The organism is Streptomyces sp. NPDC026301, from assembly GCF_055567935.1.
This window is the reverse complement of sequence record NZ_JBVHPN010000004.1, coordinates 309,629-334,852: the sequence shown is the minus strand read 5'-3', so window position 1 is coordinate 334,852 and position 25,224 is coordinate 309,629. Positions and strand designations below refer to the sequence as shown.

Sequence of the window (25,224 nt, the reverse complement as noted above, 5' to 3'; positions counted from 1 at the left end):
CCTGAGGAGCTCTGCACGCATGTCGCTGTCCAAACGGCAACGGACCCGGGTGATCCGTGGGTCGCAGTACGCCCTGCTGGCCGCCATCGTGGTGGTCGTCGCGCTGGTCGCCGACTGGGGACAGCTGCGGCGGGCGTTCTTCGACGTCGGCATCGCGCGTCAGCTGTTCCCCGACATCCTCACCACCGCGCTGGTCAACACGGTCCTCTACACGCTGCTCGGCTTCGGTTTCGGGCTGCTGCTCGGGCTGCTCCTGGCGCTGATGCGGCTGTCGTCGGTGCCCCCGTACCGCTGGATCGCCGTCACGTACATCGAGTTCTTCCGTGGCGTGCCCGCCCTTCTGGTCTTCATCGCGCTCGGCTTCGGTGTGCCGCTCGCCTTCGAAGTGGCGCTGGACCAGTACGTCACCGTGATGCTCTCCCTGGGGCTCGTCGGCGCCGCCTACATGGCGGAGACCATCAGGGCGGGCATCCTGGCCGTGCCCAAGGGGCAGTCGGAGGCGGCCCGTTCGCTCGGCATGTCGCACGGCCGGGCGATGGTCTCCATCGTCATCCCGCAGGCGTTCCGCATCGTCCTGCCGCCGCTGACCAATGAGCTGATCCTGCTGACCAAGGACTCCTCGCTGGTGTACCTCCTGGGGCTCTCGCTCGGCCAGTACGAGCTGGCCAACTTCGGCCGGGACGCGCTCAACGAGTACAAGAGCCTGACGCCGATCCTGGTCGCGGGCCTGCTCTATCTCGTGATCACCCTCCCGCTCGGGCATCTCGTCCGGCGGCTCGAGGCCCGAACGGCGAAGGCCAGGTGACCGGCATGACGACCGACAGAACGACGACGGGCGGGGCGCCGGTGGCCGGGGACGCGACCGCGATCCAGGTCACCGGGCTGCACAAGTCCTTCGGCGACCTCGAAGTGCTCAAGGGCATCGACTTCACGGTGCGGAGCGGCGAGGTGGTGTGCGTCATCGGGCCGTCCGGCTCGGGCAAGTCGACGTTGCTGCGCTGCGTGAACCTCCTGGAGGAGCCGACCTCGGGGACGGTCACGGTGGCCGGTACCGAGGTCACCGGCCCGGACGTGGACATCGACCGGGTGCGGCGCCGGATCGGGATGGTCTTCCAGTCCTTCAACCTCTTCCCGCACCTGACCGCCCTGGAGAACCTGACGATCGCCCAGCGGCGGGTGCTGCGCCGGGACAAGGCCGGGGCGGAGCGGACCGCGCGGGCGAACCTGGCGCGCGTCGGGCTGAGCGACAAGGAGCGCTCCTACCCGGCGCAGCTCTCCGGGGGCCAGCAGCAGCGGGTGGCGATCGCCCGCGCCCTGTCCATGGACCCCGAGCTGATGCTCTTCGATGAGCCGACCTCGGCGCTGGACCCGGAGCTGGTGGGCGACGTGCTCGCCGTCATGCGGTCGCTGGCCGACGAGGGCATGACGATGCTGGTCGTCACGCACGAGATGAGCTTCGCCCGGGAGGTCGCCGACCGGGTGGTCTTCATGGACGGCGGAGTGATCGTCGAGGAGGGCCCGCCGGACCGGGTGGTGGGCGCCCCGCAGCACGAGCGCACCCGCACCTTCCTGGCGCGCGTACTGGACCCGGCGGCGGCGGAGGTCGGCGAGGTGGCCGACACGGGCCCCGGGGGCAAGCGCGTGGACCGGTAAGCCGTACGGAGCACACAGAGGGGCGGGGCGGCGTGGAGATGCGCGCCGTCCGCCGGGGGTCGACCACCCGCTCTCGGGGCATGGTGAGCGGTGATCGGTCTTCCCCCAGGCTCAGGAGCCGCCGGTGTTCGTCGACATGCCCCTCGAAGACCTGCGCACCTACCGTCCCGAAAGGCCAGAGCCGGCCGGCTTCGACGTCTTCTGGCAGCGCACTCTCCAAGAGACGCGCGCCTGCCCGCTCGACGCCCGCTTCGCCCCGGTCGACGTGGGCCTGGACCTGCTGGACACCTACGACGTGGAGTTCTCCGGCTTCGGCGGGCACCGCATCCGCGGCTGGTTCCTGCTGCCGCGCGGCGCGGGGCGGCCGCTGCCGTGCGTCGTGCGGTACCTCGGCTACGGGGGCGGGCGCAGCCTGCCGCACGACTGGCTGCTCTGGCCGGCCGCCGGGTACGCCACCCTCGTGATGGACCCGCGCGGCCAGACCGGGCCCAACCGGCCCGGCGACACCCCCGACCCGGTCGGATCCGCCAACCCGTCCGTCGGCGGGATGATGACGCGTGGGGTGCTCGACCCCGACGCGTACTACTTCCGCCGGCTCTACACGGACGCCGTACGGGCCGTGGAGGCCGCCCGCGAGCACGCCGGGGTGGACCCGGACCGCATCGTCGTGGAGGGCAACAGCCAGGGCGGCGCGCAGGCGCTGGCGGTGGCGGGGCTGGTGCCAGGGCTCGCGGCGGCGCTGGTCCGGGTGCCGTTCATGGCGCACATCCGGCGCGCCGTCGAGGTGGCCGAGGCCGGCCCGTACACCGAACTGGCCGCGTACTTCGCCGGGGAGCGGCTGCACATCGATGCCGCGCTGGACACCCTGGACCACTTCGACGGGCTGAACTTCGCCGCCCGCGCCGAGGCTCCCGCCCTCTTCGGTACGGGCCTGACGGACACCATCACGCCGGCCTCCACCGGCTTCGCCGCGTATCACCACTACGCGGGACCGAAGGACCTTCGGGTGTGGCGGTTCAACGGCCACGAGGGCGGCGGGGTGCACCATCAGGCGGACGAGATCCTGTTCGTACGGGAGCTGCTCGCGTGACGGGGTGTCAGCGGGCCGCGTATCTGAGGGCGGGAACCGGGCACGTGGAGGGCAGGAACCGGGCACATGAGTGAGGAGTGGTGATGGGCGCGTGGGGAGCGGGGCCGCTCGTGGCCGGCGTGGACAGTTCCACGCAGTCCACGAAGGTGTTGATCGTGGACGCGGCGACGGGAGAGGTGGCGGCACGCGGCCAGGCGCCGCACACCGTCTCCGCCGGGCCCGGCAAGGAGAGCGACCCCGAGGAGTGGTGGGAGGCGCTGGGACGGGCGCTGGCGGCCTGTGGTGACCCCGCCAGGCAGGCGTCCGCGGTCTCCGTGGCGGGCCAGCAGCACGGGCTGGTCACCCTGGACGCGGCCGGCCGCCCGGTGCGCCCCGCGCTGCTGTGGAACGACGTGCGGCCGGCGCCGCAGAGCCGCCGCCTCATCGAGGAGCTGGGCGGCCCCGAGGCGTGGGCCGCGCGGGCGGGCAGCCTGCCCGGGCCGTCGTTCACGGTGGCCAAGTGGGCGTGGCTGCGGGCGCAGGAGCCGGCGGCGGCTCAGGCGGCCGCAGCGGTGCGGCTGCCGCACGACTACGTGACCGAGCGGCTGACGGGCGAGGCCGTCACCGACCGCGGCGACGCCTCGGGGACGGGCTGGTGGTCCTCGGCCACCGAGTCCTACGACGCGGAGGTCCTCGAGCACGTGGGGCTGCGTACGGAGATGCTGCCGCGAGTGGCGCGCCCCGGAGAGGCGGCCGGGACCGTGCGCCCCGAAGGGCTGCCGCTGCCCCATGGGGCGCTGGTCGCGGCCGGTACGGGGGACAACATGGCGGCGGCGCTGGGACTCGGGCTGCGCCCGGGGCGCCCGGTCATCAGCCTCGGCACCTCGGGGACGGTGTACGCGGTGACCACCCGGCGCCCGGCCGACCCGACGGGCACGGTCGCGGGCTTCGCGGACGCGCGCGGCGACTGGCTGCCGCTGGCCTGCACCCTGAACTGCACGCTCGCGGTGGACCGGGTGGCGGCGCTGCTCGGCCTGGACCGGGAGACCGTGGAGCCGGGCGGCTCGGCGGTGGTGCTGCCGTTCCTGGACGGCGAGCGCACGCCGAACCTCCCTCAGGCCACGGGCCTGCTCCACGGGCTGCGGCACGACACCACGGGCGGGCAGGTGCTGCAGGCCGCCTATGACGGCGCGGTGTTCGCGCTGCTGCGGGCGCTGGACCTGGTGGCGGGGCCGGAGACCGCGGCGGACGAGCCGCTGCTGCTCATCGGCGGCGGGGCACGCGGGCGGGCCTGGCGGGACACCGTACGGCGGCTGTCCGGGCGGGCCGTCATCGTGCCGCGGGAAGGGGAACTGGTGGCGCTGGGCGCTGCGGCGCAGGCGGCGGGGCTGCTGCTGGGCGAGGATCCGGCGGCGGTGGCGCGGCGCTGGGGGACGGACCGGGGCGAGCGCTACGAGGCGGTGGAGCGGGACGCGGCAGCGTGGGAGCGGCTGACGGGGACCCTCACGGCGGCGGGCCCGCTCTTCGGGGCGTGAGGCCCGCCGTTCGGGTCGTGAGGTCCGCCCTTCGGGGTCTCCGCGGCGGTCCGCCTCTGGGCGGCGTCCCGCGGCGCCCTTCAGGGTGAGCACCCGGGCGGGCCCCGTAAGCGCCGTCGTGCGCCCCGCGCGGCATTCCCCCGGGCTCGCGCGTTCCGTGCGCCCGAAGAGCTAGCTGTTCCGCTGAGCCTATCCACTCAATTCCCTTTCTACGCCACTCATTTGAGGGATTGTGCGGATAAAATCAGTGCGACTACCTTCTCTGTTCGGCGGATAGGCCGATTTCAACTTCTTCCAGAGATGGGTGGGGCAGCTGTGACGGTTCCGGAAGAAACTCTCTCCGACACCGGAGGCGAAAGCCAAAATACGAACCTGACCAGTCTGGCCACGACCGCGGCGCGCAATCTTGCGACCACCACCAAGACGCAGCCGCAGATGCAGAACATCACCTCCCGGTGGCTGCTGCGCCTGCTGCCCTGGGTGCAGGTGTCCGGCGGCACGTACCGGGTGAACCGCCGCCTGACGTACACCGTCGGCGACGGCCATATCGACTTCGCCGCGGACGGCGGCGAACTGCGCGTCATCCCCGACGAGCTGCGCGAGCTGCCCGCACTGCGGGATTTCACCGACACGGAGGTCCTCAGCGCGCTCGCCGAGCGCTTCGAGAGCCAGGAGTACGCGGCGGGCGAGGTGATCGCCGAGGCGGGCGCGCGGGCCGACCGGGTCGTGCTGATCGCGCACGGCAGGGTGGACCGGATCGGCACGGGCAAGTACGGCGACGAGGCCACGCTCGGCGCGCTGGCCGGCGGCGACCATCTCGGTGACAAGGCGCTCACCACACCGGAGCCGACCTGGGAGTTCACCTACCGTGCCGTGACGCGGGTGACCGTACTGACGCTCGCCGCGAGCGCGCTCGGCGAGGTCACGGGCCGCTCGGAGGCGCTGCGGACGCATCTTGAGGCGGTGCGGGACGAGGCCCCGGCCCCGCACAACGAGAGCGGCGAGGCGGCGCTGGAGATCGCCTCAGGGCACCACGGCGAGCCGGTCCTCGGCAGTACGTTCGTGGACTACGAGCTGGCGCCGCGGGAGTACGAACTGAGCGTCGCGCAGACCGTGCTGCGCACCCACACCCGCGTCGGCGACCTGTACAACGACCCGATGAACCAGGTCGAGGAGCAGCTGCGGCTGACCATCGAGGCGCTGCGCGAGCGGCAAGAGCACGAGATGATCAACAACCGCGAGTTCGGCCTGCTGCACAACGCCGACCCGCGCCAGCGCATCCCCACTCGCAGCGGCCCGCCCACCCCCGACGACCTGGACGAACTGCTCGCGCGGGTATGGAAGGAGCCGTCCTTCCTGCTGGCACACCCCAAGGCCATCACGGCCATCGGTCGCGAGTGCAGCAAGCGTGGCCTGTATCCGACGGCCGTGGACTTCATGGGCCACTCGCTGCCGTCCTGGCGCGGCGTGCCGCTGTTCCCCTGCAGCAAGATCCCGATCAGCGAGGACGGCACCAGCTCCGTCCTCGTGATGCGCACCGGCGAGGAGCGCCAGGGTGTCGTCGGGCTGCACCAGACCGGAATTCCCGATGAATACCAGCCAAGCCTGTCGGTCCGTTTTATGGGCGTCGACGACAAGGCCGTTCTGAACTACCTCGTGAGCGCCTACTACTCCGCGGCCGTCCTGGTCCCGGACGCACTCGGAATTCTCGACGATGTGGCGATCGGCTACTGAACCGCGAATTCCAGCCACGACCGCGGCAATTCAAGCCGCAGCGTGACGCACATCACCGGGGGACCTCTGCCGAATGGCGCCCGGCCCCGCAGGCCGGGCCTTCGGCCGCACGTTTCACACTGGCACAGGAATAGGTGAGCATCTCCATGACCACTTCGCTCGACCCGACGTCCGGCCTCGGCGACTCCGCGAACGACCAGGCCCGGTCGAGCCTCGCCACGGCGGCGGCACGGAATCTGGCGACCACCACGAAGACCGTGCCGCAGATGCAGGGGATCTCCTCCCGCTGGCTGCTGCGCATCCTGCCCTGGGCGGAGGTCTCCGGCGGCACGTACCGGGTGAACCGCCGGCTCACCCACACCCTCGGCGACGGCCGGGTGGAGTTCACCAGCACCGGCAGCGAGGTTCGCGTCATCCCCGTCGAGCTGCGCGAACTGGCGCCGCTGCGCGGGCTGACCGACCAGGCGGCGCTGGAGGCGCTGGCCGGTCGCTTCGAGCAGCAGGACTTCGCACCGGGCGACGTGCTCGCCGAGCGCGGCGGCTCCACCGACCGGGTGCTGCTGATCGCCCACGGCAAGCTGGAGCGGGTGGGGCAGGGCAAGTACGGCGACGACACCGTGCTCGGTGTGCTCGCCGACGGCGACCACGTGGGCGCCACGGCCCTGCTGTCCGGGGACGGCACCTGGGAGCACACCGTCCGCGCCGTCACCCGGGGCACGGCGCTGGTACTGCCCCGCTCCGCCTACGAAGAGGTGGCCGGCCGGTCCGAGGCGCTGCGCAGCCACATCGAGCAGTTCCGCGCCGCACTGATCCCCGCGCAGAACAAGCACGGCGAGGCGGCCATCGATGTGGCGTCCGGCCACGTCGGCGAGCCGCAGCTGCCGGGCACGTACGTGGACTACGAGCTGGCGCCGCGGGAGTACGAACTGAGCGTCGCGCAGACCGTGCTGAAGATCCACAGCCGGGTCGCCGATCTGTACAACGACCCGATGAACCAGCTGGACCAGCAGCTGCGGCTGACGGTCGAGGCGCTGCGCGAGCGGCAAGAGCACGAGATGATCAACAACAAGGAGTTCGGCCTGCTGCACAACGCCGATCTCAAGCAGCGCATCCACACCCGCTCCGGCCCGCCCACCCCGGACGACCTGGACGAGCTGATCGCGCGTCGCCGCAAGACCCAGTTCCTGCTGGCGCACCCGCGCACCATCGCGGCCATCGGCCGGGAGTGGAACGCCCGCGGCATCTACCCGACGGGCGTCGAGTTCGGCGGCCAGGAGGTCCGGGCCTGGCGCGGCATCCCGCTGCTGCCCTGCAACAAGATCCCGATCAACCCGGACCAGACCAGCTCGATCCTGGCCATGCGTGTCGGCCAGGAGAACCAGGGCGTGGTGGGTCTGCACCAGACGGGCATTCCGGACGAGTACCAGCCCGGCCTGTCGGTGCGCTTCATGGGCATCAATGAGCAGGCGATCATCAAGTACCTGGTCAGCGCGTACTTCTCGGCCGCCGTGCTGGTGCCGGACGCGCTGGGCATCCTGGAGGACGTCGAGATCGGGCACTGAGGGGCCCGCCGGTCCCTGCGGAGCGTGCAGCGCCGCGGGGACCGGTCCCCGCTCCGTAGGCGCTCTTCCGCCTCCCCCGTCCCGTGCCTACTCTCAGGGGAATGGGGGACACGGGGAGACATGAGACGCGGCTGCGCCGCGATGCGGTGGGGCTGCGGGAGATCCTCTTCCAGAGCGTGACGGCGATGGCCCCTGCGGCGGCCATCGCCGCGTCCATTCCGGCGGGCGCCGCCTTCGCGGGCGGCAGCCTGCCGCTGTCCGTGCTGATCGCGCTGGTGGCCTGCCTGTTCACGGCCTCCTCGGTGGCGGAGCTGGCCCACCGGATGCCGGCCGCGGGATCGGTGGCCACGTACAGCGCGCAGGGCCTGCACCCGGCGATCGGCTTCCTGGTGGCCTGGGGCTATGTCTTCGTCGAGGCGCTGGTGCCGGCCCTGCTCCTGCTCCAGCTGGGCTTCACGGTCGCGGGCACGCTGCACCAGGAGTGGGCCGCGTATCCGGCGGACCTGTGGTGGCCGTGGGTGCTGGCGGGCGCGGTGATCATCGCGTTGGCGGGCTACCGCGGCATTCGCGCCTCCGCCCGCCTCGGCACCGTCCTCGGCCTCTTCGAGGTCCTGGTCTTCCTGGTGTTCGCGGCGCTGCTGATCATCGGGGCCGGTGACGCCAACACCCTGAGCGTCTTCGGTACGTCGCACACGCCGGACGCGTACGGCGGCGTCGGCGGGGTGATCGCGGGCTCGGTCTACACGGTACTGGCGTTCGCCGGGTTCGAGGCGGCGGCGCCGCTGGCCGAGGAGGCCAAAGACCCGCGCCGCAACATGCGTCGCGCGGTCCTGGGCGCCGCGCTCTCCATCGGCCTCGTCTACCTGATCACCACGTACGCCATGGCGGTGTTCTACGGGCCCGACGCCTTCGCGAAGTTCTCCGCCTCCGGGCCGGGCTCCTGGGACGGCGTGGCGCGCGCCTCCTTCGGGGCGTTCTGGATCCTGGTCTTCCTGGCGGTGGCCAACTCCACCGTGGCCAACGCCAACGCCTGCGCGAACGTCTCGACGCGTACGGCCTTCGCGCTGGGCCGCATCGGCAGCTTCCCGCGCGCCTTCGCCCGGCTGCACCCGGTCCGCCGCTCCCCCGTGTACGGCGTGCTCGCGCAGTTCGTCATCGCGCTGGCGGCGGCGCTGGGGCTGGGCTTCGCGTACGACCCGGTGACCGCGTTCGTACTGCTGGCCACGGTCATCGTGACGGTCGTGATCTCCGTCTACATCGTCACCAACCTGGCCTGCGTGGGGTATTTCCTGCGGCGCCGGCGCGCGGAGTTCAGGTGGCTGCGCCATCTGCTCTTCCCACTGCTCGGCATCGCCGCGTTCGTGCCTGCGCTGCTCACCGCCGCCGGGCTGCCGGTGTTCTTCTTCGTCAGCGAGCTCACCGCGCCGGTCTCGTACGCGGGGCCCATCGTCGGCGGCTGGATGGCGCTGGGGGCCGTGGCCCTCGCCGTCCTGTGGCGCCGGCATCCGGACCGGATCGCGGCGACCGGACATGTCCACCTCGATGAGGAGCCCGTATGACCGACCCGCGGATCTGCACCGTCCGGCCCGGACCCGAGGACTACGCCTGGACCTTCGGGGGCGCCGCGCCGGTGGCCAGGGTGGCGCCCGGCACCGTTCTGGACGTCTTCACCGAGGACTGCTTCGGCGGCCGGGTGCGCTCGGACAAGGACCTGGTGTCCGAGGTCTGCGAGTTCCCCTTCCTCAACCCGCAGACCGGGCCGTTCTACGTGGAGGGGGCGGAGCCGGGCGACACGCTGGCGGTGCACTTCGTGTCGATCACGCCGCGCCGGGACTGGGCCGCGTCCTCGACGGTGCCGCTGTTCGGCGCGCTGACCTCGACGCACGCGACGGCCTCGCTGCAGCCTCCGCTGCCCGAGGCGGTGTGGATCTGGGAGCTGGACCGGGAGCGCGGGCTGTGCCGGTTCAGCGCGCGGGACAGCGACCTGACGCTGGACCTGCCGATGGACCCGATGCACGGCACGGTGGGCGTGGCGCCCGCGAACCTGGAGGTGCGCTCGGCGCTCGTACCGGACGCGCACGGCGGCAACATGGACACGCCCGAGATGCGCGCGGGCGTCACCTGCTACCTCGGCGTCAACGTCGAGGGCGCGCTGCTCAGTCTGGGTGACGGGCACGCGCGTCAGGGCGAGGGCGAGACGTGCGGCGTGGCCGTGGAGACGGCGATGCACACCGTGGCGGTCGTGGAGCTGCTCAAGGGAGTGGCGACGCCCTGGCCGCGGCTGGAGTCCGACACGCACCTCATCTCCACCGGTTCGGCCCGCCCCTTGGAGGACGCCTTCCGCATCTCGCAGCTGGACCTGGTGCAGTGGCTGGCGCGCGACTTCGGGCTGAGCGAACTGGACGCCTACCAGGTCGTCACGCAGGCCGTGGAGGCGCCGCTCGCCAACGTCTGCGACAGCAACTACACCTGCGTGGCCAAGCTGCGGAAGGAGTGGCTGCCGGCGGCGACGGTGTACGGCGGGCTGCATGCGGAGTTGCGGGAGCGGGCCGCGCAACTGCGCTGAGCGGGGCGGGAGTACCGTCCAGAAGATTTTCCGCCGTTCTTGGTCGAGCCATGAGCGGACCGGGCAGAACGTTGGCAGAGGCCGTGCGGTTCCGGACGATGGCGGGACCGCATGCGCCTTTCGTCACGCCGCGGCCCGCAGGCCGTGGCAGGTTCGCGAGCATCCCCCTCCCCCCATGAACACCGGCAGGAGATCGCATGCAGCACGACATCCCCCGGCCGTCCCGCCGCCGCCTGCTCACCGGAGCAGCGGCGGCGGCCGCCGCCCTCGTCCCCCTCGGCACCGGCCTGGCGCAGGCCGCCCCCCACCGCTCCCGCGCCGCCGCCTACCCGGACATCCACTGGACCCCCGCCGCTGCCGCCAACTACACCGCGGCGAACCGCCCGGCGCAGTACGGCATCGACATGGTGATCATCCATGTCACGCAGGAGACGTACGCCGACACGGTCAAGATCTTCCAGAACCCCGACGCCCAGGTCTCCGCGCACTACTGCGTGCGCTCGGCAGACGGGTACATCGGCCAGTTCGTCCGCGAGGACGACGTCGCCTGGCACGCGGGCAACTGGAGCTACAACACCCGCAGCGTCGGCATCGAGCACGAGGGCTGGGTGGACCAGCCGAAGTGGTTCACGGACGCCATGTACGAGCAGTCCGCGCAGCTCACGGCCGCGGTCTGCGCACGGTACGGCATACCGAGAGACCGCAAGCACATCATCGGCCACGTCGAGGTGCCCGGGACCGACCACACGGACCCGGGCCCTTACTGGGACTGGGCGCGCTACATGAGCCTGGTGAAGGCCGCCTCCTGAGGGGCGGGCGGCCGCCGTTCCCCCGGGGCGGCGGCCGCCAGCAGAGCGGCGCGCACCGGTACCACGGCGCTTCTGCGTGTGCTCGGCCCGCCAGTGGTGTACTTCGTTGGCCCAAGGAACAGTCGGCGTGACAACTGGGGTGATCGTGAAGCAGCGATTCGGTCGTGTCCGCGCGGTACTGACGGTTCTGCTGGCGGCCGGTGCACTGGCCGGCGGAGGGGTGGCGGGCGGCGGGAGCGCCGCCGTCTCGGCGGACGTGCTCCGTAAGGGCCGGGCGGCCCCGGCGGCGTCCGGGGTGACGTACACACAGTTCTCGATGGCGGTGCCGCGCGGCACCGTACGCGGTCACCTGCTGACCGTGGACCTGGCGAGACCGGACGTCTCGGTCGATCTGCTGTACGCGGGCGCGGTCGGCGCCCGCAAGGCGGTGTCCGCGATGGCCGACGCGCAGGGCGCGGTGGCCGGGGTCAACGGGGACTTCTTCAACATAACGGAGGGTCAGCACCCGGGTGTCGAGCCGACGGGCGCGTCCGACGGGCCCGCGATCGCGTCCGGGCGGTGGCTGAAGTCGGCGGTGCCGGACGGGCAGCGGTTCGGGCCCGCGTTACCGCCCGGCACGACGGCCGAGGACGTCATCGCGGTGGGGCCGGACCGGCGGGCCCGGCTGGACCGGCTGTCGCTGCGCGGCTCGGTGGCCACGCCGGACGGCCGGCTGCCGCTGCGCGGGCTGAACCTGTACGCGCTGCCGGTCGACGGCATCGGCGCGTACACCCCGGAGTGGGGCACCACCTCACGGGTGCGCGCCACGTGCGGCACGGACACCGACCGGGCGGCGCCGTGCAGTGCGGACACCACCGAGGTCACGGTGCGCGGCGGCCGGGTCGAGAAGGTCGCGGACGCGCCGGGGCGCGGCGGCGTGCCCGAGGGCTCGACGGTACTGGTCGGGCGCGAGGAGGGCGCGCGGCAGCTGCGGAAGCTGTCGGTGGGCGAGCGGGTGCGCGTCACCGACCGGCTGGTGGGGCAGCGGCCGGGTCCCGCGCGGTTCGCGGTGGGCGGCTTCCCGGTCCTGCGGGACGGTGCGCCGCTGCCGGGCCTGGACACGGTCGCGTCGGCGGTCCGTACCGCGGCGGGCGTCGGCGGGAACGGGCGGGTGCTGTATCTGCTGGCGCTGGACGGCACGAAGGGGAACGCCGGGCTGACGATCGACGAACTCGCCGGGCTGATGACGCGGATCGGCGCCCGGGACGCGGTGAACCTGGACGGCGGCGGGTCCTCGACGCTGGTCCTGCGCGATCCGGGGAGCGGCGCGGCGACCGTACGCAACCATCCTTCGGGCGGCGCGGAGCGACCGGTGCCGAACGGGATCGGGGTCTTCGCGCGGCAGCCGTGAGGGGCCCTGGGAGGGCCGTATCGGGCCCTGGGGGCCCTGGCGGGCCCTGGGGCGCTCCTCTCAGGGTCGTACGCTGCTGACGAGGTCCGCGGCGCCGGAGAGGCCGTTGCTGATGTCGGGCGCGAGACTGCTGCCGGCGAGGAAGAAGCCGAGGAGCACGCACACGAGGGCGTGCGAGAGCTTCAGCTGTCCGCTGCGCAGAAAGACGACGGCCAGCACGACGAGCAGCAGGACGACTGAGATCGAAATAGCCATGGCGAACCTCCCTCGATGGCCCGAACGGGCCGTCACCGGCGCCAGTTTGGCGTATTTCGCGGCCTTGACCCGCCTATCAGGCGTCCGCCGAACGGGTGATCACTGCGGGTCACCGGACGGCTGCCGGGGTCGCCGCGTACCACTGCCGCGCCGACCGCCGCGTACCGCTCAGGACGCCTGCTGCGCCAGCGTCTCCCACCCCACCGTGCGGTCGCACCACCGTTCGAGCAGTACCCGGTCGTGGCCGACGGCCAGGAGGCCGGCCCCGGACTCCGCGCGGTACTCCTCCACCACCGCGACCAGCGCGGCCGTCGTGGAGGCGTCCAGCATCGCGGTCATCTCGTCGCAGATCAGCCAGCGTGGCCGCAGGATCAGCGCGCGGGCGAGGCAGGCACGCTGCAGCTGGCCGTCGCTGACCTCGTGCGGGCGGCGGCCGAGCAGTTCGGCGCCGAGGCCGACGCGCGGTACCAGCTCCGCGAGCCGCTCGGCCGCCTCGCCGCGGCGGCCGGCCGCGCGCAGCGGCTCGGCGATCAGGTCGGCGAGCCGCAGCCGGGGGTCGGCGGCGAGCCGGGGCTGCTGGAAGACGACGCCGAAGGCGGTGCGCAGCTCGCGCGGGGCGCGGTGCCGCCAGCCAGGCGCCCTCCGTCCGTCCACGACGACGCTCCCCCGGTCGGGCCGGTGCAGCAGGGCCGCGACCTTGGCGAGGGTGGACTTGCCGCAGCCGCTGGGGCCGAGCAGCCCGACCGCCTCACCGGGTGCGACGCGCAGGGAGACGCCGCGCACGACGGGCCGGATCCGGTCGTACCCGGCGGTGACGTCCATGAGGTCAAGCATCGGCGGCCTCCCGAGTGGCCGGGGCGCCCGTCGGTACGTGGTGGCAGGCCACCCCGTCGACCGGCTCGGGCACGACGTCGCACGCCGCCGTCGCGTAAGGACAGCGGGCGGCGAACGCACAGCCTTCGGGGAGCGCGCCGAGCTCGGGCGGCTGGCCGGGGATGGGCATGAAGGCGCGTTCCGGGAGCGCGTCGAGCAGGCCGCGCGCATACGGATGCCGGGGGCCCGGCGCCCCGAAGAAGTCCGCCGCACCGGCGAGTTCGACGATCCGGCCCGCGTACATGACGGCGACCCGGTCGGCGATCCGCTCGGCCGCCGCGAGGTCGTGCGTGATCATCAGCAGCGCGCGCCCGTCGTCCGCGTGCCGACGCAGCTCGTCCACCGTACGGTCCACCAGGTGGCGGTCCAGCCCGGTGGTCGGCTCGTCGGCGATCAGCAGCGGCGCCTCGCCGACCAGCGCGAGCGCGGTCGCCGCGCGCTGGGCGAGGCCGCCGGAGAGCTGGTGCGGGTACCGGTCGAGGTGGTCGGCGGGGAAGGCCGCGCGCTCGGCTGCCCCCTCTGCAGCCGAGCGCAGTTCGTGGCGGGGGACGTCCGTCAGCTCCCGGACGGTCTCCTCCAGCTGGGCCCGTACGGTGCGGACGGGCGTGAGGTGCGCGGCGGGGCTCTGCGGGACCAGCCCGGCCCGCCGGCCGCGGACGCTGCGGGCGAGCTCCTTCTCGGTGGCAGTGAGCAGCTCGATGCCGGGCAGCGGGGCGCCGCCGGGCGCCGTCCCGGCGAGCCGCGCCGAGCCGGCGGTCTCCGCGTTGCCGGGCAGCAGGCCGAGCAGCGCTGAGGCCAGTACGGACTTGCCGCAGCCGCTCTCGCCGACCAGCGCCAGGCACTCGCCCGGCGCGAGGTCGAAGGACGCGTCGGTGACGGCGGCGACGTGCCGGCCGCCGCGCATCCGGAAGCGTACGGACAGGCCGCGTACCGAGAGGACGGGGGGTGCTTCCGTAGTGGTCACAGCATCAGCTCCGATCGGCGGCGCGGGTCGATCCGCTCCCGCCAGGCGCCCGCGAGGCCGGCGACGGCGAGGGTGGGAACGATGAGGAACAGGCCGGGGAAGAGCGTGGGCCACCAGTCGCCCGCCAGCAGGGAGCCGCGCGCGGAGTTGACCATGATGCCCAGGCTCGCCTCGTGGGCGGGCAGGCCGAGGCCGAGGAAGGACAGCGCGGACTCGTGCCAGATGGCGTGCGGCACCATCAGGACGGCGGCGAGCCCGGCCCGCGGGAGCACGCCGGGCAGCAGATGCCGTACGGTCACCCGCCACCGCGAGGCGCCCCCGGAGACCGCGGCGTCGACGAACGGGCGGCCGCGCAGCGAGAGCACCTCGGCCCGCACGATGCGCGCGGTGGACAGCCAGTGGGTGAGCCCCACCGAGATGATCACCGGCCAGACGCCGGGCCGGAACATCGCCACGACGAAGATGCCCAGCAGCAGGTGCGGCACGGACGAGAACAGGTCCACGACCCGCATCACGGCCCGGTCCGCCCAGCCACCGAGCGCGCCCGCCAGCGCGCCGACGGCGGTGCCGATGACTGTGGCGGTGAGCGCGGCGACCACGCCGACCAGGAGGGAGACGCGCAGCCCGTAGACGCAGCGCAGCAGCAGGTCCCGGCCGACCTCGTCGGTCCCGAAGGGGTGCGCGAGGGACGGGGCTTGCAGCTTGGCGGCGAGGTCGACGGCCTGCGCGTCCATGGGGACGAGCGGCGGCACAAGGAGGACGGCGAGCAGTACGGCGGCCATGATGACGGCCGAAGCGCCCACCCTCAGGGTGCGGTTGCCGCGGTCCCGGGCGGTGCCGGGCCGCGCGGGGTGCCAGGTGAGGTCAGCCATCGAACGCCACCCTCGGGTCGGCGAGTCCGTACAGCAGGTCCGAGAGCAGGTTGCCGGCCAGTACCGCGGCCGTGGCCAGTACGGTCAGCGCGGCCAGCAGCGGGAAGTCGACGCTGGTGGCGGCCTGGACGGTGGCCGCCGCGATGCCCGGCCAGCTGAAGACGGTCTCCACCAGCAGGGCGCCGGTGATCAGTTCGGGCACCCGGGAGCCGATCAGGGTGAGCACCGGCAGGAGGCCGCTGCGCAGCGCGTGGTGCAGCAGGACGGTCCGCTCGCGCAGGCCCCGGGAGCGCGCGCCGCGCACCGGGTCCTCGGCGAGCGCATCGCCGACGCCCTGGCGTACGTACAGCACGAACCACGGGAGCTGCGAGACGGCCAGCACGAGGGCGGGCAGGATCACATGGCGGGCGACCTGGCCGGCGGTGGCGGTGCCGCTCCCGGTGTCGGTGAGGCCGCCGGCCGGCAGCACCCCGAACTTCAGCGCGCACAGCCAGATGGCGAGCAGGCCGAGCCAGAAGGGCGGCGCGGCCTCCAGGGTGTACGCGGCGCCGGTCACCGTGCGGTCGAGCAGGCCGCCGCGCCTACGGGCCGCGAGCACGCCCAGTACGGTGCCGAGCAGGACGGCGAGCACGAAGGCGAGCGCGCACAACAGGACGGACCAGCCGATGCGTTCGCCGATGACCTGGGAGACCGGGGCGCGCAACGAGGCGGAGTCGCCGAGGTCGCCGGTGAGGGCGCCGGTCAGCCAGTCCCACCAGCGGGCGACCAGGGGCCGGTCGACGCCGAGGTTGTGGCGGATCTGGTCGAGGTTCTCCTGCGACGCGGTCAGCCCCGCGGTCCCCGCGTACGCCTTGACCGGGTCGAAGGGCGAGGCCGCCGCGATGGCGAACACCCCGAAGGTGACGGCCAGGAGGACCGGGACGGCGAGCAGGGCCCGCCGTCCGGTCATCCGCGCCATCGGCCCCCAGGGCAGGGACGTCAGCGCTCTCACTTCTTCGGCTGCCAGTCCTCGACGTTCCACCAGGGCCCGGAGGCCAGACCGTGGTCGTGCGGCTCCACCTGAGTGGTCAGCCGCTGCTCCCCCGGGACCTGCCACTTGTCGTTCACCACGTACAGGTGGTCGATGTGGGTCAGGAAGATGTATGCGGGGTCCTTCTGCAGCGCGCGCTGGACGGTGTCGTACCCGGCCTTGCGGCGGTCGTGGTCGTCGGTGCGGCGGGCGTCGACGAGCGCCCGGTCGACGGTGCCGTTCTTGTATCGCGACATGTTGTTGAAGCCGTCACCCGCGAGCGAGGAGTGCAGCAGCAGGTACTGGTCGAAGTCCGGGTCGGCGGGGCTGCCGCCGCCCGCGAGCACCGCGTCGTGCTTCATCCGCGGCTCGATGACCTCCCAGGTGCCGGACTCGACCTTGGCCTCGATGCCGGCCTTCTTGGCGTCGGAGGCGAAGGCGAGTGCGTGCTCCTGGCGCAGCTTGTCACCGGAGAGGTACCAGAGGGTGAAGGAGGCGCGCTGCTTCCCCTTCGTGCGGATGCCGTCGGCGCCCTTCTTCCAGCCCGCGTCGTCGAGGATACGCCCGGCCTTCTTCAGGTCGTGCGCCCGCTCGGTCCCCTTGGCGAACCACGGGCTGTCGGTGGGCACGGGCCCGTAGGCGGGCTTGCCCGCGCCGTTGAGGATGCCCTTGACCATGGCGTCGCGGTCCACGGCGAGGTCCAGGGCGCGGCGCACTGCCTTGGCGCCGGTGACCGGGTTCGCGCTGGGCAGCGTGACGTTGCGGTAGTCGAAGGTCTTGGCCGTGTACGTCTTCTTGTCCTGCGCGGACTTGAAGGTGGCGGCGAGGTTCGGCGGCAGGATCGCGCCGTCGAGGTCGCCGGAGCGCAGCCGGGTGGCGCGCACGTCGTCGTCCTTGATGATCGCCATGGTGAAGTTCTTCACCTTCGGCGCGCCGCCCCAGTAGTGCGGGTTGGCCTTGAAGCTGAGCTTCTCGCCCTTGGACCAGTGGGTGAGGACGTACGGCCCTGTGCCGACCGGGTGGGTGGTGAAGGACCCGTTGTTCACGTCCTGCGCGCCGGCGACGTGCTGCGGGGCGATGGGCAGGACGGTGCGCTCGGCGAACGGCGCGTAAGGGTACTTGAGGTGGAAGACGACCGTGCGGTCGTCCTTCTTCTCGATGCCGTCGATCGCGTCGAGCTCGGCCTTGGAGGCGTTGTTGGTCTTCTCGTCGAGGATGGTCCGGTAGGTGAAGACCACGTCGTCGGCCGTGAAGGGCTTGCCGTCGCTGAACTCCACACCCTTGCGCAGCGTGTAGGTATACGTCCGGCCGTCGTCGGAAACCTCGGGGAGCTTCGTGGCGAGCGCGGGCTTGAGCCGCAGATCCGCATCGTGGGTGAGCAGCCCGTCGAAGATCTTGGAGTTGCCGTCCTTGCCGTAGCCCAGCAGCGGGCTGAGGCTGTCCGGCTCGTACGCGATGCCGACCACGGCGGAGTCCTCGGCGCCCGCGGCACCCTTGCCGTCGGACGGCGTGGAGCAGGCCGCGGCACCGAGGGCCAGCGTCGTCGCCAGGGCCGTCGCGGCCGCTCCTCGTATCGACCGGGCGGACATGCACCACTCTCCTCTTGCTTCATGCCGTCTCATGCCATGGCAAAGTTTTTGCGAATGGCTTGCAATTAAACAGCACGTAAGAGAGTGCGCGCAGTCGCGGTCCTTACACGCGGAAGCCCGGCCGCACGCCGGGAAGCCCGGCCTCAGTCGCCGAAGCCGCCGCCGAATCCGCCGCCGCCCCCGAAGCCCCCGCCGTCCCCGAAGCCGCCCCCGAAGTCGCCGCTGCTGAAGTCGCCGCCCGAGTAGTCCCCACCACCGCCGTCCCCGTAGTACCCACCGTCGCCCCACCCGTAGGCGGCCGGGCCCATCATCGAGGAGCCGAGCATGGTGCCCAGGAAGAGGCCGGGCAACAGCCCGCCGCCGAGCATCCCGTAGTAGCCGCCCACCCAGGGCGTGTAGACCGGCCCCGCGTCCCAGTACGGGCGGTCCTCCCCGTAAGGCGTGCGCACCGTACGGGTCATCGGCTCCTGACCGTCCGCCAGCCGCGCCTGATCGGCCGCGCAGACCGGGACCATGCGCTCAGCGCCCCCGGGTGGCGCCCAGCGCATGTCGGCGACGGACGGGCCGTGCCGCGGGTCGAAGAAGCACGGCGGCCGGCGCTCCGGCAGCGGCCTGCCCTCCCGCCGGGCCGCCAGCGTGGCGAGCGCGAACCGGCCGCCCTCCAGCACCTCGGTCACCTTCCGCACGTCCTGGGGGTGCCGCGCCTGCGCCATCGTCTGCTTGGCGCTCTCGTACGCGTCCAGGGCCTGTGCGTAGTCGGCGCGCATCAGGTCGTCGGCGCCCGGCTCGCCGGGCCGGAAGTCCAGCCGGTCCAGCTCCTCCCCGTAGGCGGTGATGTCCTCGTCCACCACGACCCGCAGCGCGTCCAGCGCGGCCTGCTCGTCGGCCTCGCGCCGGCGCTTGGCCCGGCGGGAGATCGTGTACGCGCCGCCCGCCCCGAGGACGACGAGCGCCCCGAGCCCGACCAGCGCGCCCGTGCTGACGCCGCTGCCGCCCGCGCCGTGCCAGGACTTCGGCGTGCCGTCCGCCACCTGCTTGTCGGCCTGCGCGACGAAGTCCTTCAGCTGCGCGGTCGCGTCACCCGGGTGTGCCCGCTGGGCGGCACCCACGAGGTGGCGTACCGACTCCTGGGACATCACGCCCCCGTCGGCGCGCGCGTCGAAGCGGTCGCCCAGCTGGACCGCGTACACGCCCCGGATGCCGACCCGGGTGCGCAGGTCCTCGAAGAGCGTCGCGGGCGGGTAATCGGAGGTCGCGGGCAGCACGGCCACGAAGACCGGCTTCCCGGCCTCCTCGATGTCGCTCGCCATGGCGTCGGCCTGCCCGTTCGGCAGCCGCCCCGCGGCCCGCGGGTCGACGTACACGGGCCCCTTGGAGAGCGCGTCGGCCGCCGCGTCCAGGCCCTTGTCGTCGCGCGCCACGGAGGCGACGACGGCCCCCGCAGGCGCCCCGTACGCGGCCGGTGCCACCGGAGCCGCGACGGGCGCCACCGCGAGCAGCAGCGCCGCACCGGCGGCCGACAGGGCCGGCACCGTCCGGAAGGCGGGTCGTCGGGGTGCGACCTTCATGCGTACGACGCTACCCGAACTTCACTTTTCCGACATGCTCGGTGGGGCGCCGCCCGGCCAGTGGGGCGCCGCGCGCCCGGTGAGGCAGGCACAAAAGTGGAACGGTCAACCATCGAGCGCGAGGGCATTCTTGGCCGCCTCGATCGACTCCTCGGGGGCGGGCCCGGCGGGGTTCTCCGTGGCCAGCGCCTGATTACGGGTGACGAAGGGGCGCAGCCGCGCCTCGTAGCGGTCGAACGCGGCACGGTGGCCAGCCTCCGCCGCCCGGCCGAGCTCGGCGGCGAGCACGTAGGCACCCACCAAGGCCAGGCTCGTGCCCTGGCCGGACAGCGGGGAGGGGCAGTAACCGGCGTCCCCGACGAGCGCCACCCGGCCGGCGGTCCAGCGGTCCAGATGGATCTGCGCCATCGCGTCGAAGTAGAAGTCGGGCGCCTGCCGCATAGCCGTCAGCAGCCTCGGCGTCTCCCAGCCCAAGTGGCCCAGCCGCTCCTGAAGGAGCGCCTTCTGCCCCTCGGGGTCGCGGTGGTCATGTGCGAGCGGCCCGGAGGTGAAGCCGAGCGTGGCCCTGAGCTCACTGTTGCCGCGCGCCGGGTAGACGCAGTACGTCGCGTCGCCTTCCTGGAGCCACACCTGCCAGTCGTCGAGCTCCAGGAAGTTGCCGGTACTGAACACGCCCACGTAGGCGCCGAGATGGCGGAGGAATTCCGGCTCGGCACCGAAGGCCAGCCTGCGCACCGTGGAGTGCAGCCCGTCCGCACCGACCACGAGGTCGAAGGTGCGGCTGCGACCGCCTTCGAAGCCGACACGTACACCGTCGGGCCGCTCCTGGAGAGAGGCGATGGAGTCCCCGAAGAGGTACTCGACGCCGTCGCGCGCCCGCTCGTACAGCAACCCGGTGAGGTCGTCGCGCAGCAGCTCGATGTCGTCGCTGTCGAGCCGGCCGCTGCTGTAGGCCATCTCGGTGGAGCGCCACAGCTCCTCCCCCGCGCCATCGAGCATCGACATCCCGCGCATCCGAGTGCGCAGCCGGCGCGCGTCCGTCAGCAGGTCCATCCGGTCCAGGACGTCCAGCGCGACGCCACGGACGTCGATCGCCTGCCCGCCCGGACGCAGGCCCGGGGCACGCTCGACGACGGTCGGCTCGTAGCCGTGGTGGCGCAGCCAGTAGGCGGTGGCGAGGCCGGCGAGGCCGGCTCCTGAGACGAGCACGGTCCTGGCTCTCATGGGGTCCCCCTCATGCAGTACGTACGGTGTACGCGCTGAATGTACGCCGTACGCGGCACCGGGGAAAGCCGCTCCACAGGGGCTTATTTCCCGTCTGTTCTAGAACAGAAAGCGTCCGGGGAACCCTCCTGGCTGCTAGCCTCTGTCCTAGTACAGCCGAGGGAGGGGCGCGATGACCGCGGAAAATCTTCCGCCGTACCTGCGCATCGCCGGGGAGATCCGGCGGCGCATCGAGGACGGCGAGCTGGTCGCCGGTGACCGGGTGCCGTCCACCCGGCGGATCGCCGAGGAGTGGCACGTCGCGCTGGCGACGGCCACCAAGGCGCTGACCGCGCTGCGTCAAGAGGGCCTCGTGGAGGCCCGGCCGCGGGCCGGCACGGTGGTGGCACCGTCCCGGCGTCCCGCAGGCCTCTCTCGCGGCACCCGTGCGGCGGCCCCCTCCGACCATGAGCTGACCCGCGCCCGCATCGTGCGCACGGCCGTCGAGGTCGCCGACGCGGAAGGGCTGGCGGCCGTGTCGATGCGCGGCGTCGCGGCCCGCCTGGGGGCCGCGGCGATGAGCCCCTACCGGTACGTGAACGGCAAGGACGAACTGGTCCTGCTGATGGCGGACAGCGTGCTCGGCGACATCGAGTACCCCGCCGAGCCGCCCGCCTGCCGGCGGACGCGCCTGGAGACGGGCGCCAGGGCCCTCTGGGCGCTGCACCGCGCCCACCCCTGGCTGGCGCAGCTCGCCCCGCTCACGCGCCCGTTGGCGCTGCCGAACCTGATGGCGTACTCGGAGTGGATGCTCGCCGGCCTGGACGGCCTCGGGCTCGACGGGACCGCCATGCTGAATATCAACGTGCTGCTCTACAGCCACGTCCAGGGGCTCGCCGTCCACCTCGAACGGGAAGCGCACGCCGAAAGCGTGAGCGGCCTCTCCCAGGAGCAGTGGCTGGAGGCGCAGGAAGATGCCTTCGGGAAGATCGCCGCTTCGGGCCGGTACCCGATGTTCGCCCGGCTCCGGGAGTCCTTCGGCGCCGACGGTTATGACCTGGACCTCGACGGGCTCTTCGAAAGCGGCCTCCAAGCCCTGCTCGACGGCCTGGTCGCACCCCGCCTCAGCTGACCTGCGACGCCGGCCGACGGCCCCCACAGCCGTCGGCCGGCATCCGGTGTGCCCGCCGGCTCCTACGGAGCCGTGAGGTCCACCAGTTCGGCGAGGGACGCGCGGTGGCGGCCGGGCGCACCGAGGGCGATCTCGTCGCTCTTGGCGCGCTTGAGGAAGACGTGCACCGGGTGTTCCCACGTCATGCCGATGCCGCCGTGCAGCTGAAGGCACTCCTCTGCCGCGCGGACCGCGACCGGGGCGCAGTACGCCTGAGCGACGGCCACCGCCACCGGGGCGTCCGCGCTGTCGGTGGCCAGCGCGTCCGCCGCGTTGCGCGCCGCCGCCCGCGCCGACACCACCTCCAGCCAGAGCGCGGCCATGCGGTGCTTGAGCGCCTGGAACGAGCCGACCGGGCGGCCGAACTGGTGGCGCTGCTTGGTGTACTCGACGAGCTCGGTCAGGCACCACTCGGCGATGCCGAGCTGTTCGGAGGCGAGCAGTCCGGCCCCCGTGAGCAGGGCCTTCCGCACGGCCCCGCCCGCCCGGTCGGTACCGGCCAGCCGGCGGCCCGCCGCGCCGTCGAAGGTGACGCGGGCCAGCGGACGGGTGAGGTCCAGCGGGGTGACCGTCTCGATGTGCAGCCCCGGCGCATCGGTGTCCACGGCGTACAGCTCGATGCCGTCCGCCGCGCGCACCGGTACGAGCAGCACGTCGGCGGCTGCCGCGTCGGCGACCGAGGGGACGGTGCCGAGCAGGGCGCCGTCGACCCCGGCCCGTACGGGCGGCTCCAGCGGCCCGGCGGGCGCGGTCGGCAGCGGCAGCGCGAGTACGCCGATCCGCTCGCCTCCGGCCAGCGCGGCGAGCAGCCGCGCGACGTCGTCCCGGCCGGTGTCGCAGCCGAGCAGGGCGGTGACCGCCAACACGGCGCTCGTCAGGTACGGCACGGGCGTCACGGCCCGGCCCAGCTCTTCCAGGACGACGGCCGCCTCCCGGGGGCCCGCGCCCTGGCCGCCGAGCTTCTCGGGGACCAGCAGCCCGGCCGCCCCGATGTCGGCGGCGAGCGAGCGCCAGAGGGCGGCGTCGTGCGTGCGGCCCGACTCCAGCTCGGCGAGGACCCCGGCCGGGCCGCCGCGGTCGGCCAGCAGGGACCGTACGGCGGCGCGCAGGTCGTCCTCGGGCTCGGAGTAGAGCAGGTCCGGACCCTCGGGCAGCTCGGACGCCGTGGCGTCCGGCAGAGTCTGCTGGTCGGTCATCGGGGCAGGTCCTTCCACGCGACGTCCTTGTCGGTGCGCGGCTCGGACGGCAGGCCGAGCACGCGTTCGGCGACGATGTTGAGGAGCACTTCGGAGGTGCCGCCCTCGATGCTGTTCCCCTTGGCGCGCAGGTAGCGGTAGCCCGCCTCGCGCCCGGTGAAGCTCAGTACGTCGGAGCCGGTGTGCGTCCAGCTGTCGTACGTGAGGCCGTCCGCGGCGAGGAACTCCACCTCCCAGCCGCTGATCTCCTGGGCGAGGCGCGCGAACGACAGCTTCATGCCGCTGCCTTCGGGGCCGGGCTGGCCCTGGATGAGCTGCTGGCGCAGCCGTTCACCGGTGAGGCGGGCCACCTCGGCGTCCACCCACAGGCGCAGCAGCCGCTGGTGCAGGTCGTGGGTGCGCAGTTCGGGGCGGTCCCGCCAGTCGGCGGCGGCGACGCCGATCATGCCGCCTTCACGGGGGATGCGGGCGCCGCCGATGGCGACCCGCTCGTTCATGAGGGTGGTCTGCGCGACCTTCCAGCCCGCGCCGACCTCGCCGAGCCGGCGGCTGTCGGGAATCCGCACGCCCGTCAGGAAGACCTCGTTGAACTCCGCCTCGCCGGTGATCTGGCGCAGCGGCCGCACCTCGACACCGGGGTCGGTCATGTCGCAGAGGAAGTACGTGATGCCGCGGTGCTTGGGCGCGTCCGGGTCCGTGCGGGCGATGAGGATCGCCCAGCGGGCCTTGTGCGCGCCGGACGTCCAGACCTTCTGGCCGTCCACGACCCAGCTGTCACCATCGCGCACAGCACGGGTGGCGAGCCCCGCGAGGTCGGAGCCGGCGCCGGGCTCGCTGAAGAGCTGGCACCAGACCTCCTCGCCGGTCCACAGGGGCGGCAGGAAGCGCTGCTTCTGTTCCTCGGTGCCGTACCGCAGGATGGTGGGCGCTGCCATGCCCAGGCCGATGCCGATCCGTCCCGGGTCGTTGTCGGGCGCCCCGGCGGCCGTCAGCTCCTCGTCGACGACGGCCTGCAGGGCGCGGGGCACGCCCAGGCCGCCGAGCCCTTCGGGGAAGTGCACCCAGGCGAGGCCGGCGGCGAAGCGGGCGCGCAGGAAGTCCAGGCGCTCCGTGGTGGCGGGCGGATGGGCGGCGAGCAGCTCGGCGGTGCGCCGGCGCAGCTCCTCGGCGTCGACCGGGCGTGCGGTGGGCTCTGCGGTCATCGGGCACTTGCCTCTCCGGGGAGGACGACCAGGCGTCCGGTGGTGACGCCGTCGGCGACCCGCTGCACCGCGTCGGCGGCGCCGTCGAGCGGCACCCGGCCGCCGATCAGCGGCTTGATGACGCCCTGCGCCGCGAGCTTGGTCAGCTCCTCGTGGCAGGCGCCGATGGCGGCCGGCTCCTTGCTGGCGTACAGGCCCCAATGGAGGCCGAGGATCGCGTAGTTCTTCACCAGCGCGTGGTTGAGGGCGGGGCTGGGGATCGTGCCGCTGGCGAAGCCGACGACGATGATGCGGCCCTCGAAGGCCACGCACTTGGCGGACTGGGCGTACGCGTCGCCGCCCACCGGGTCGTAGATCACGTCGGCGCCGCGGCCGCCGGTGGCCTCCTTCACGGCCTTGATGACGTCCTCGGCGCGCCGGTCGATGACCACGTCGCAGCCGAGTTCCCGGGCGACCGCGGCCTTCTCGGGGCCGCCGACGACCCCGATGACGCGGGCGCCGGCGGCCCGGCCGAGCTGGACGGCGGCGCTGCCGACGCCGCCCGCCGCCGCGTGCACCAGCAACGTCTCGCCGGCCTGGAGGTGCGCGCGGCGGTGCAGCGCGAACCAGCCGGTCTGGTAACCGATGTGCAGGGCTGCGGCCTCGGCGTCGTCCAGCGCGTCCGGCGCCGGGAGGACGGACTTGGCGTCCACCACGGCCAGTTCGGCGAACCCGCCGTCCGGCAGCGGCGGCTGCGCCAGTACGCGGGTGCCGACGGCGACGTCGGCGCCGTCACCGGCGGCGATCACCTCGCCGCAGATCTCCACGCCCGGCGTGAACGGCAGCGGCGGGCGTACCTGGTACTGGCCGCGGCAGAGCAGCGCGTCGGGGAAGTTGACGTTCGCGGCCTTCACCCGGAGGAGCAGCTGTCCGGGGCCCGGCTGTGGGTCCGGGACCTCGTCCAGCCGCATCACCTCGCGTGGCTCGCCGTTCGCGTGTACCCGCCATGCCTTCACTGAGCTTCC

22 protein-coding genes are annotated in these 25,224 nt (G+C 73.0%); 11 read left to right on the top strand and 11 right to left on the bottom strand.

The window, feature by feature from the left end; all coding sequences use genetic code 11:
* Positions 1 to 19 precede the first annotated feature (19 nt).
* The 10 genes from ACZ4MH_RS09400 (at position 20) to ACZ4MH_RS09355 (ending at position 12,318) form a co-directional block, all read left to right on the top strand.
* Positions 20 to 805, top strand: coding sequence for an amino acid ABC transporter permease (locus ACZ4MH_RS09400; protein WP_351588688.1), 786 nt, complete (start codon positions 20 to 22; stop codon positions 803 to 805).
* A 5-nt stretch (positions 806 to 810) separates the two neighbouring features.
* On the top strand, positions 811 to 1,653 hold the full coding sequence (locus tag ACZ4MH_RS09395; protein ID WP_351588685.1) for an amino acid ABC transporter ATP-binding protein: 843 nt from the start codon (positions 811 to 813) through the stop codon (positions 1,651 to 1,653).
* Between the two features lie 124 nt (positions 1,654 to 1,777).
* The gene (locus ACZ4MH_RS09390; RefSeq protein ID WP_351588682.1) at positions 1,778 to 2,743 is read left to right on the top strand and encodes an acetylxylan esterase; all 966 of its coding nucleotides are present in this window, start codon (positions 1,778 to 1,780) and stop codon (positions 2,741 to 2,743) included.
* An 83-nt stretch (positions 2,744 to 2,826) separates the two neighbouring features.
* Positions 2,827 to 4,257 (top strand): xylulokinase, encoded by a 1,431-nt coding sequence (gene xylB, locus ACZ4MH_RS09385; RefSeq protein WP_351588679.1) that lies wholly within the window; start codon positions 2,827 to 2,829, stop codon positions 4,255 to 4,257.
* Positions 4,258 to 4,557: 300 nt separating this feature from the next.
* Entirely contained in the window at positions 4,558 to 5,991 is a 1,434-nt protein-coding gene (locus ACZ4MH_RS09380; protein ID WP_351588676.1) for a family 2B encapsulin nanocompartment shell protein, read from the top strand.
* Between the two features lie 146 nt (positions 5,992 to 6,137).
* Positions 6,138 to 7,553, top strand: a complete 1,416-nt coding sequence (locus tag ACZ4MH_RS09375) for a family 2B encapsulin nanocompartment shell protein (RefSeq protein WP_351588673.1) — start codon at positions 6,138 to 6,140, stop codon at positions 7,551 to 7,553.
* Between the two features lie 101 nt (positions 7,554 to 7,654).
* Positions 7,655 to 9,112, top strand: coding sequence for an APC family permease (locus ACZ4MH_RS09370; RefSeq protein ID WP_351588670.1), 1,458 nt, complete (start codon positions 7,655 to 7,657; stop codon positions 9,110 to 9,112).
* Positions 9,109 to 10,119: an acetamidase/formamidase family protein gene (locus ACZ4MH_RS09365; protein ID WP_351588667.1), complete on the top strand. Its 1,011-nt coding sequence runs from the start codon at positions 9,109 to 9,111 to the stop codon at positions 10,117 to 10,119. Before ACZ4MH_RS09370 ends, ACZ4MH_RS09365 begins: the two co-directional genes overlap by 4 nt.
* Positions 10,120 to 10,316: 197 nt before the next feature.
* On the top strand, positions 10,317 to 10,928 hold the full coding sequence (locus ACZ4MH_RS09360) for an N-acetylmuramoyl-L-alanine amidase (RefSeq protein WP_351588665.1): 612 nt from the start codon (positions 10,317 to 10,319) through the stop codon (positions 10,926 to 10,928).
* Between the two features lie 127 nt (positions 10,929 to 11,055).
* Entirely contained in the window at positions 11,056 to 12,318 is a 1,263-nt protein-coding gene (locus ACZ4MH_RS09355) for a phosphodiester glycosidase family protein (RefSeq protein ID WP_351588662.1), read from the top strand.
* 60 nt (positions 12,319 to 12,378) lie between these two features.
* Here the strand turns inward: ACZ4MH_RS09355 and ACZ4MH_RS09350 are convergent, their stop codons facing one another.
* The 8 genes from ACZ4MH_RS09350 to ACZ4MH_RS09315 form a co-directional block, all read right to left on the bottom strand.
* Positions 12,379 to 12,573 carry a hypothetical protein gene (locus tag ACZ4MH_RS09350; RefSeq protein ID WP_351588659.1) on the bottom strand — a complete coding sequence of 65 codons (195 nt, stop codon included), beginning with the start codon at positions 12,571 to 12,573 and terminating at the stop codon, positions 12,379 to 12,381.
* Positions 12,574 to 12,741: 168 nt separating this feature from the next.
* Positions 12,742 to 13,407 (bottom strand): ABC transporter ATP-binding protein, encoded by a 666-nt coding sequence (locus tag ACZ4MH_RS09345; protein WP_467754436.1) that lies wholly within the window; start codon positions 13,405 to 13,407, stop codon positions 12,742 to 12,744.
* On the bottom strand, positions 13,400 to 14,350 hold the full coding sequence (locus tag ACZ4MH_RS09340) for an ABC transporter ATP-binding protein (RefSeq protein ID WP_351600759.1): 951 nt from the start codon (positions 14,348 to 14,350) through the stop codon (positions 13,400 to 13,402). The genes ACZ4MH_RS09345 and ACZ4MH_RS09340 overlap by 8 nt, the downstream gene beginning before the upstream one ends.
* 56 nt (positions 14,351 to 14,406) lie before the next feature.
* Positions 14,407 to 15,282 (bottom strand): ABC transporter permease, encoded by an 876-nt coding sequence (locus tag ACZ4MH_RS09335; protein WP_351600753.1) that lies wholly within the window; start codon positions 15,280 to 15,282, stop codon positions 14,407 to 14,409.
* Positions 15,275 to 16,231 (bottom strand): ABC transporter permease, encoded by a 957-nt coding sequence (locus tag ACZ4MH_RS09330; protein WP_351600750.1) that lies wholly within the window; start codon positions 16,229 to 16,231, stop codon positions 15,275 to 15,277. Before ACZ4MH_RS09330 ends, ACZ4MH_RS09335 begins: the two co-directional genes overlap by 8 nt.
* A gap of 38 nt (positions 16,232 to 16,269) precedes the next feature.
* Entirely contained in the window at positions 16,270 to 17,880 is a 1,611-nt protein-coding gene (locus ACZ4MH_RS09325) for an ABC transporter substrate-binding protein (protein ID WP_351600747.1), read from the bottom strand.
* A gap of 143 nt (positions 17,881 to 18,023) precedes the next feature.
* Positions 18,024 to 19,448 carry a hypothetical protein gene (locus ACZ4MH_RS09320; protein WP_351600744.1) on the bottom strand — a complete coding sequence of 475 codons (1,425 nt, stop codon included), beginning with the start codon at positions 19,446 to 19,448 and terminating at the stop codon, positions 18,024 to 18,026.
* Between the two features lie 105 nt (positions 19,449 to 19,553).
* Positions 19,554 to 20,672, bottom strand: a complete 1,119-nt coding sequence (locus ACZ4MH_RS09315) for an FAD-dependent monooxygenase (RefSeq protein WP_351600742.1) — start codon at positions 20,670 to 20,672, stop codon at positions 19,554 to 19,556.
* A gap of 172 nt (positions 20,673 to 20,844) precedes the next feature.
* Between ACZ4MH_RS09315 and ACZ4MH_RS09310 the strand changes: the two genes are divergently transcribed.
* Positions 20,845 to 21,783 carry a TetR/AcrR family transcriptional regulator C-terminal domain-containing protein gene (locus ACZ4MH_RS09310; RefSeq protein ID WP_351600740.1) on the top strand — a complete coding sequence of 313 codons (939 nt, stop codon included), beginning with the start codon at positions 20,845 to 20,847 and terminating at the stop codon, positions 21,781 to 21,783.
* Positions 21,784 to 21,845: 62 nt separating this feature from the next.
* Here the strand turns inward: ACZ4MH_RS09310 and ACZ4MH_RS09305 are convergent, their stop codons facing one another.
* The 3 genes from ACZ4MH_RS09305 to ACZ4MH_RS09295 are packed head-to-tail and all read right to left on the bottom strand — an operon-like array spanning position 21,846 to position 25,215.
* Entirely contained in the window at positions 21,846 to 23,018 is a 1,173-nt protein-coding gene (locus ACZ4MH_RS09305) for an acyl-CoA dehydrogenase family protein (protein WP_351600738.1), read from the bottom strand.
* On the bottom strand, positions 23,015 to 24,220 hold the full coding sequence (locus ACZ4MH_RS09300) for an acyl-CoA dehydrogenase family protein (protein WP_351600735.1): 1,206 nt from the start codon (positions 24,218 to 24,220) through the stop codon (positions 23,015 to 23,017). The genes ACZ4MH_RS09305 and ACZ4MH_RS09300 overlap by 4 nt, the downstream gene beginning before the upstream one ends.
* A complete protein-coding gene (locus ACZ4MH_RS09295) occupies positions 24,217 to 25,215 on the bottom strand; it encodes an NADPH:quinone oxidoreductase family protein (RefSeq protein ID WP_467754435.1) in 999 nt (332 codons plus the stop codon). The genes ACZ4MH_RS09300 and ACZ4MH_RS09295 overlap by 4 nt, the downstream gene beginning before the upstream one ends.
* Positions 25,216 to 25,224: the final 9 nt, after the last annotated feature.

Bases quoted from the DNA above. Each gene is read 5' to 3' on its own strand.
- ACZ4MH_RS09400 (WP_351588688.1), top strand. From the start codon at position 20: ATGTCGCTGTCCAAACGGCAACGGACCCGGGTGATCCGTGGGTCGCAG.
- ACZ4MH_RS09395 (WP_351588685.1), top strand. From the start codon at position 811: ATGACGACCGACAGAACGACGACGGGCGGGGCGCCGGTGGCCGGGGAC.
- xylB (WP_351588679.1), top strand. From the start codon at position 2,827: ATGGGCGCGTGGGGAGCGGGGCCGCTCGTGGCCGGCGTGGACAGTTCC.
- ACZ4MH_RS09380 (WP_351588676.1), top strand. From the start codon at position 4,558: ATGGGTGGGGCAGCTGTGACGGTTCCGGAAGAAACTCTCTCCGACACC.
- ACZ4MH_RS09375 (WP_351588673.1), top strand. From the start codon at position 6,138: ATGACCACTTCGCTCGACCCGACGTCCGGCCTCGGCGACTCCGCGAAC.
- ACZ4MH_RS09370 (WP_351588670.1), top strand. From the start codon at position 7,655: ATGGGGGACACGGGGAGACATGAGACGCGGCTGCGCCGCGATGCGGTG.
- ACZ4MH_RS09365 (WP_351588667.1), top strand. From the start codon at position 9,109: ATGACCGACCCGCGGATCTGCACCGTCCGGCCCGGACCCGAGGACTAC.
- ACZ4MH_RS09360 (WP_351588665.1), top strand. From the start codon at position 10,317: ATGCAGCACGACATCCCCCGGCCGTCCCGCCGCCGCCTGCTCACCGGA.
- ACZ4MH_RS09350 (WP_351588659.1), bottom strand. From the start codon at position 12,573: ATGGCTATTTCGATCTCAGTCGTCCTGCTGCTCGTCGTGCTGGCCGTC.
- ACZ4MH_RS09345 (WP_467754436.1), bottom strand. From the start codon at position 13,407: ATGCTTGACCTCATGGACGTCACCGCCGGGTACGACCGGATCCGGCCC.
- ACZ4MH_RS09340 (WP_351600759.1), bottom strand. From the start codon at position 14,350: ATGCGCGGCGGCCGGCACGTCGCCGCCGTCACCGACGCGTCCTTCGAC.
- ACZ4MH_RS09335 (WP_351600753.1), bottom strand. From the start codon at position 15,282: ATGGCTGACCTCACCTGGCACCCCGCGCGGCCCGGCACCGCCCGGGAC.
- ACZ4MH_RS09330 (WP_351600750.1), bottom strand. From the start codon at position 16,231: ATGACCGGACGGCGGGCCCTGCTCGCCGTCCCGGTCCTCCTGGCCGTC.
- ACZ4MH_RS09325 (WP_351600747.1), bottom strand. From the start codon at position 17,880: ATGTCCGCCCGGTCGATACGAGGAGCGGCCGCGACGGCCCTGGCGACG.
- ACZ4MH_RS09320 (WP_351600744.1), bottom strand. From the start codon at position 19,448: ATGAAGGTCGCACCCCGACGACCCGCCTTCCGGACGGTGCCGGCCCTG.
- ACZ4MH_RS09315 (WP_351600742.1), bottom strand. From the start codon at position 20,672: ATGAGAGCCAGGACCGTGCTCGTCTCAGGAGCCGGCCTCGCCGGCCTC.
- ACZ4MH_RS09310 (WP_351600740.1), top strand. From the start codon at position 20,845: ATGACCGCGGAAAATCTTCCGCCGTACCTGCGCATCGCCGGGGAGATC.
- ACZ4MH_RS09305 (WP_351600738.1), bottom strand. From the start codon at position 23,018: ATGACCGACCAGCAGACTCTGCCGGACGCCACGGCGTCCGAGCTGCCC.
- ACZ4MH_RS09300 (WP_351600735.1), bottom strand. From the start codon at position 24,220: ATGACCGCAGAGCCCACCGCACGCCCGGTCGACGCCGAGGAGCTGCGC.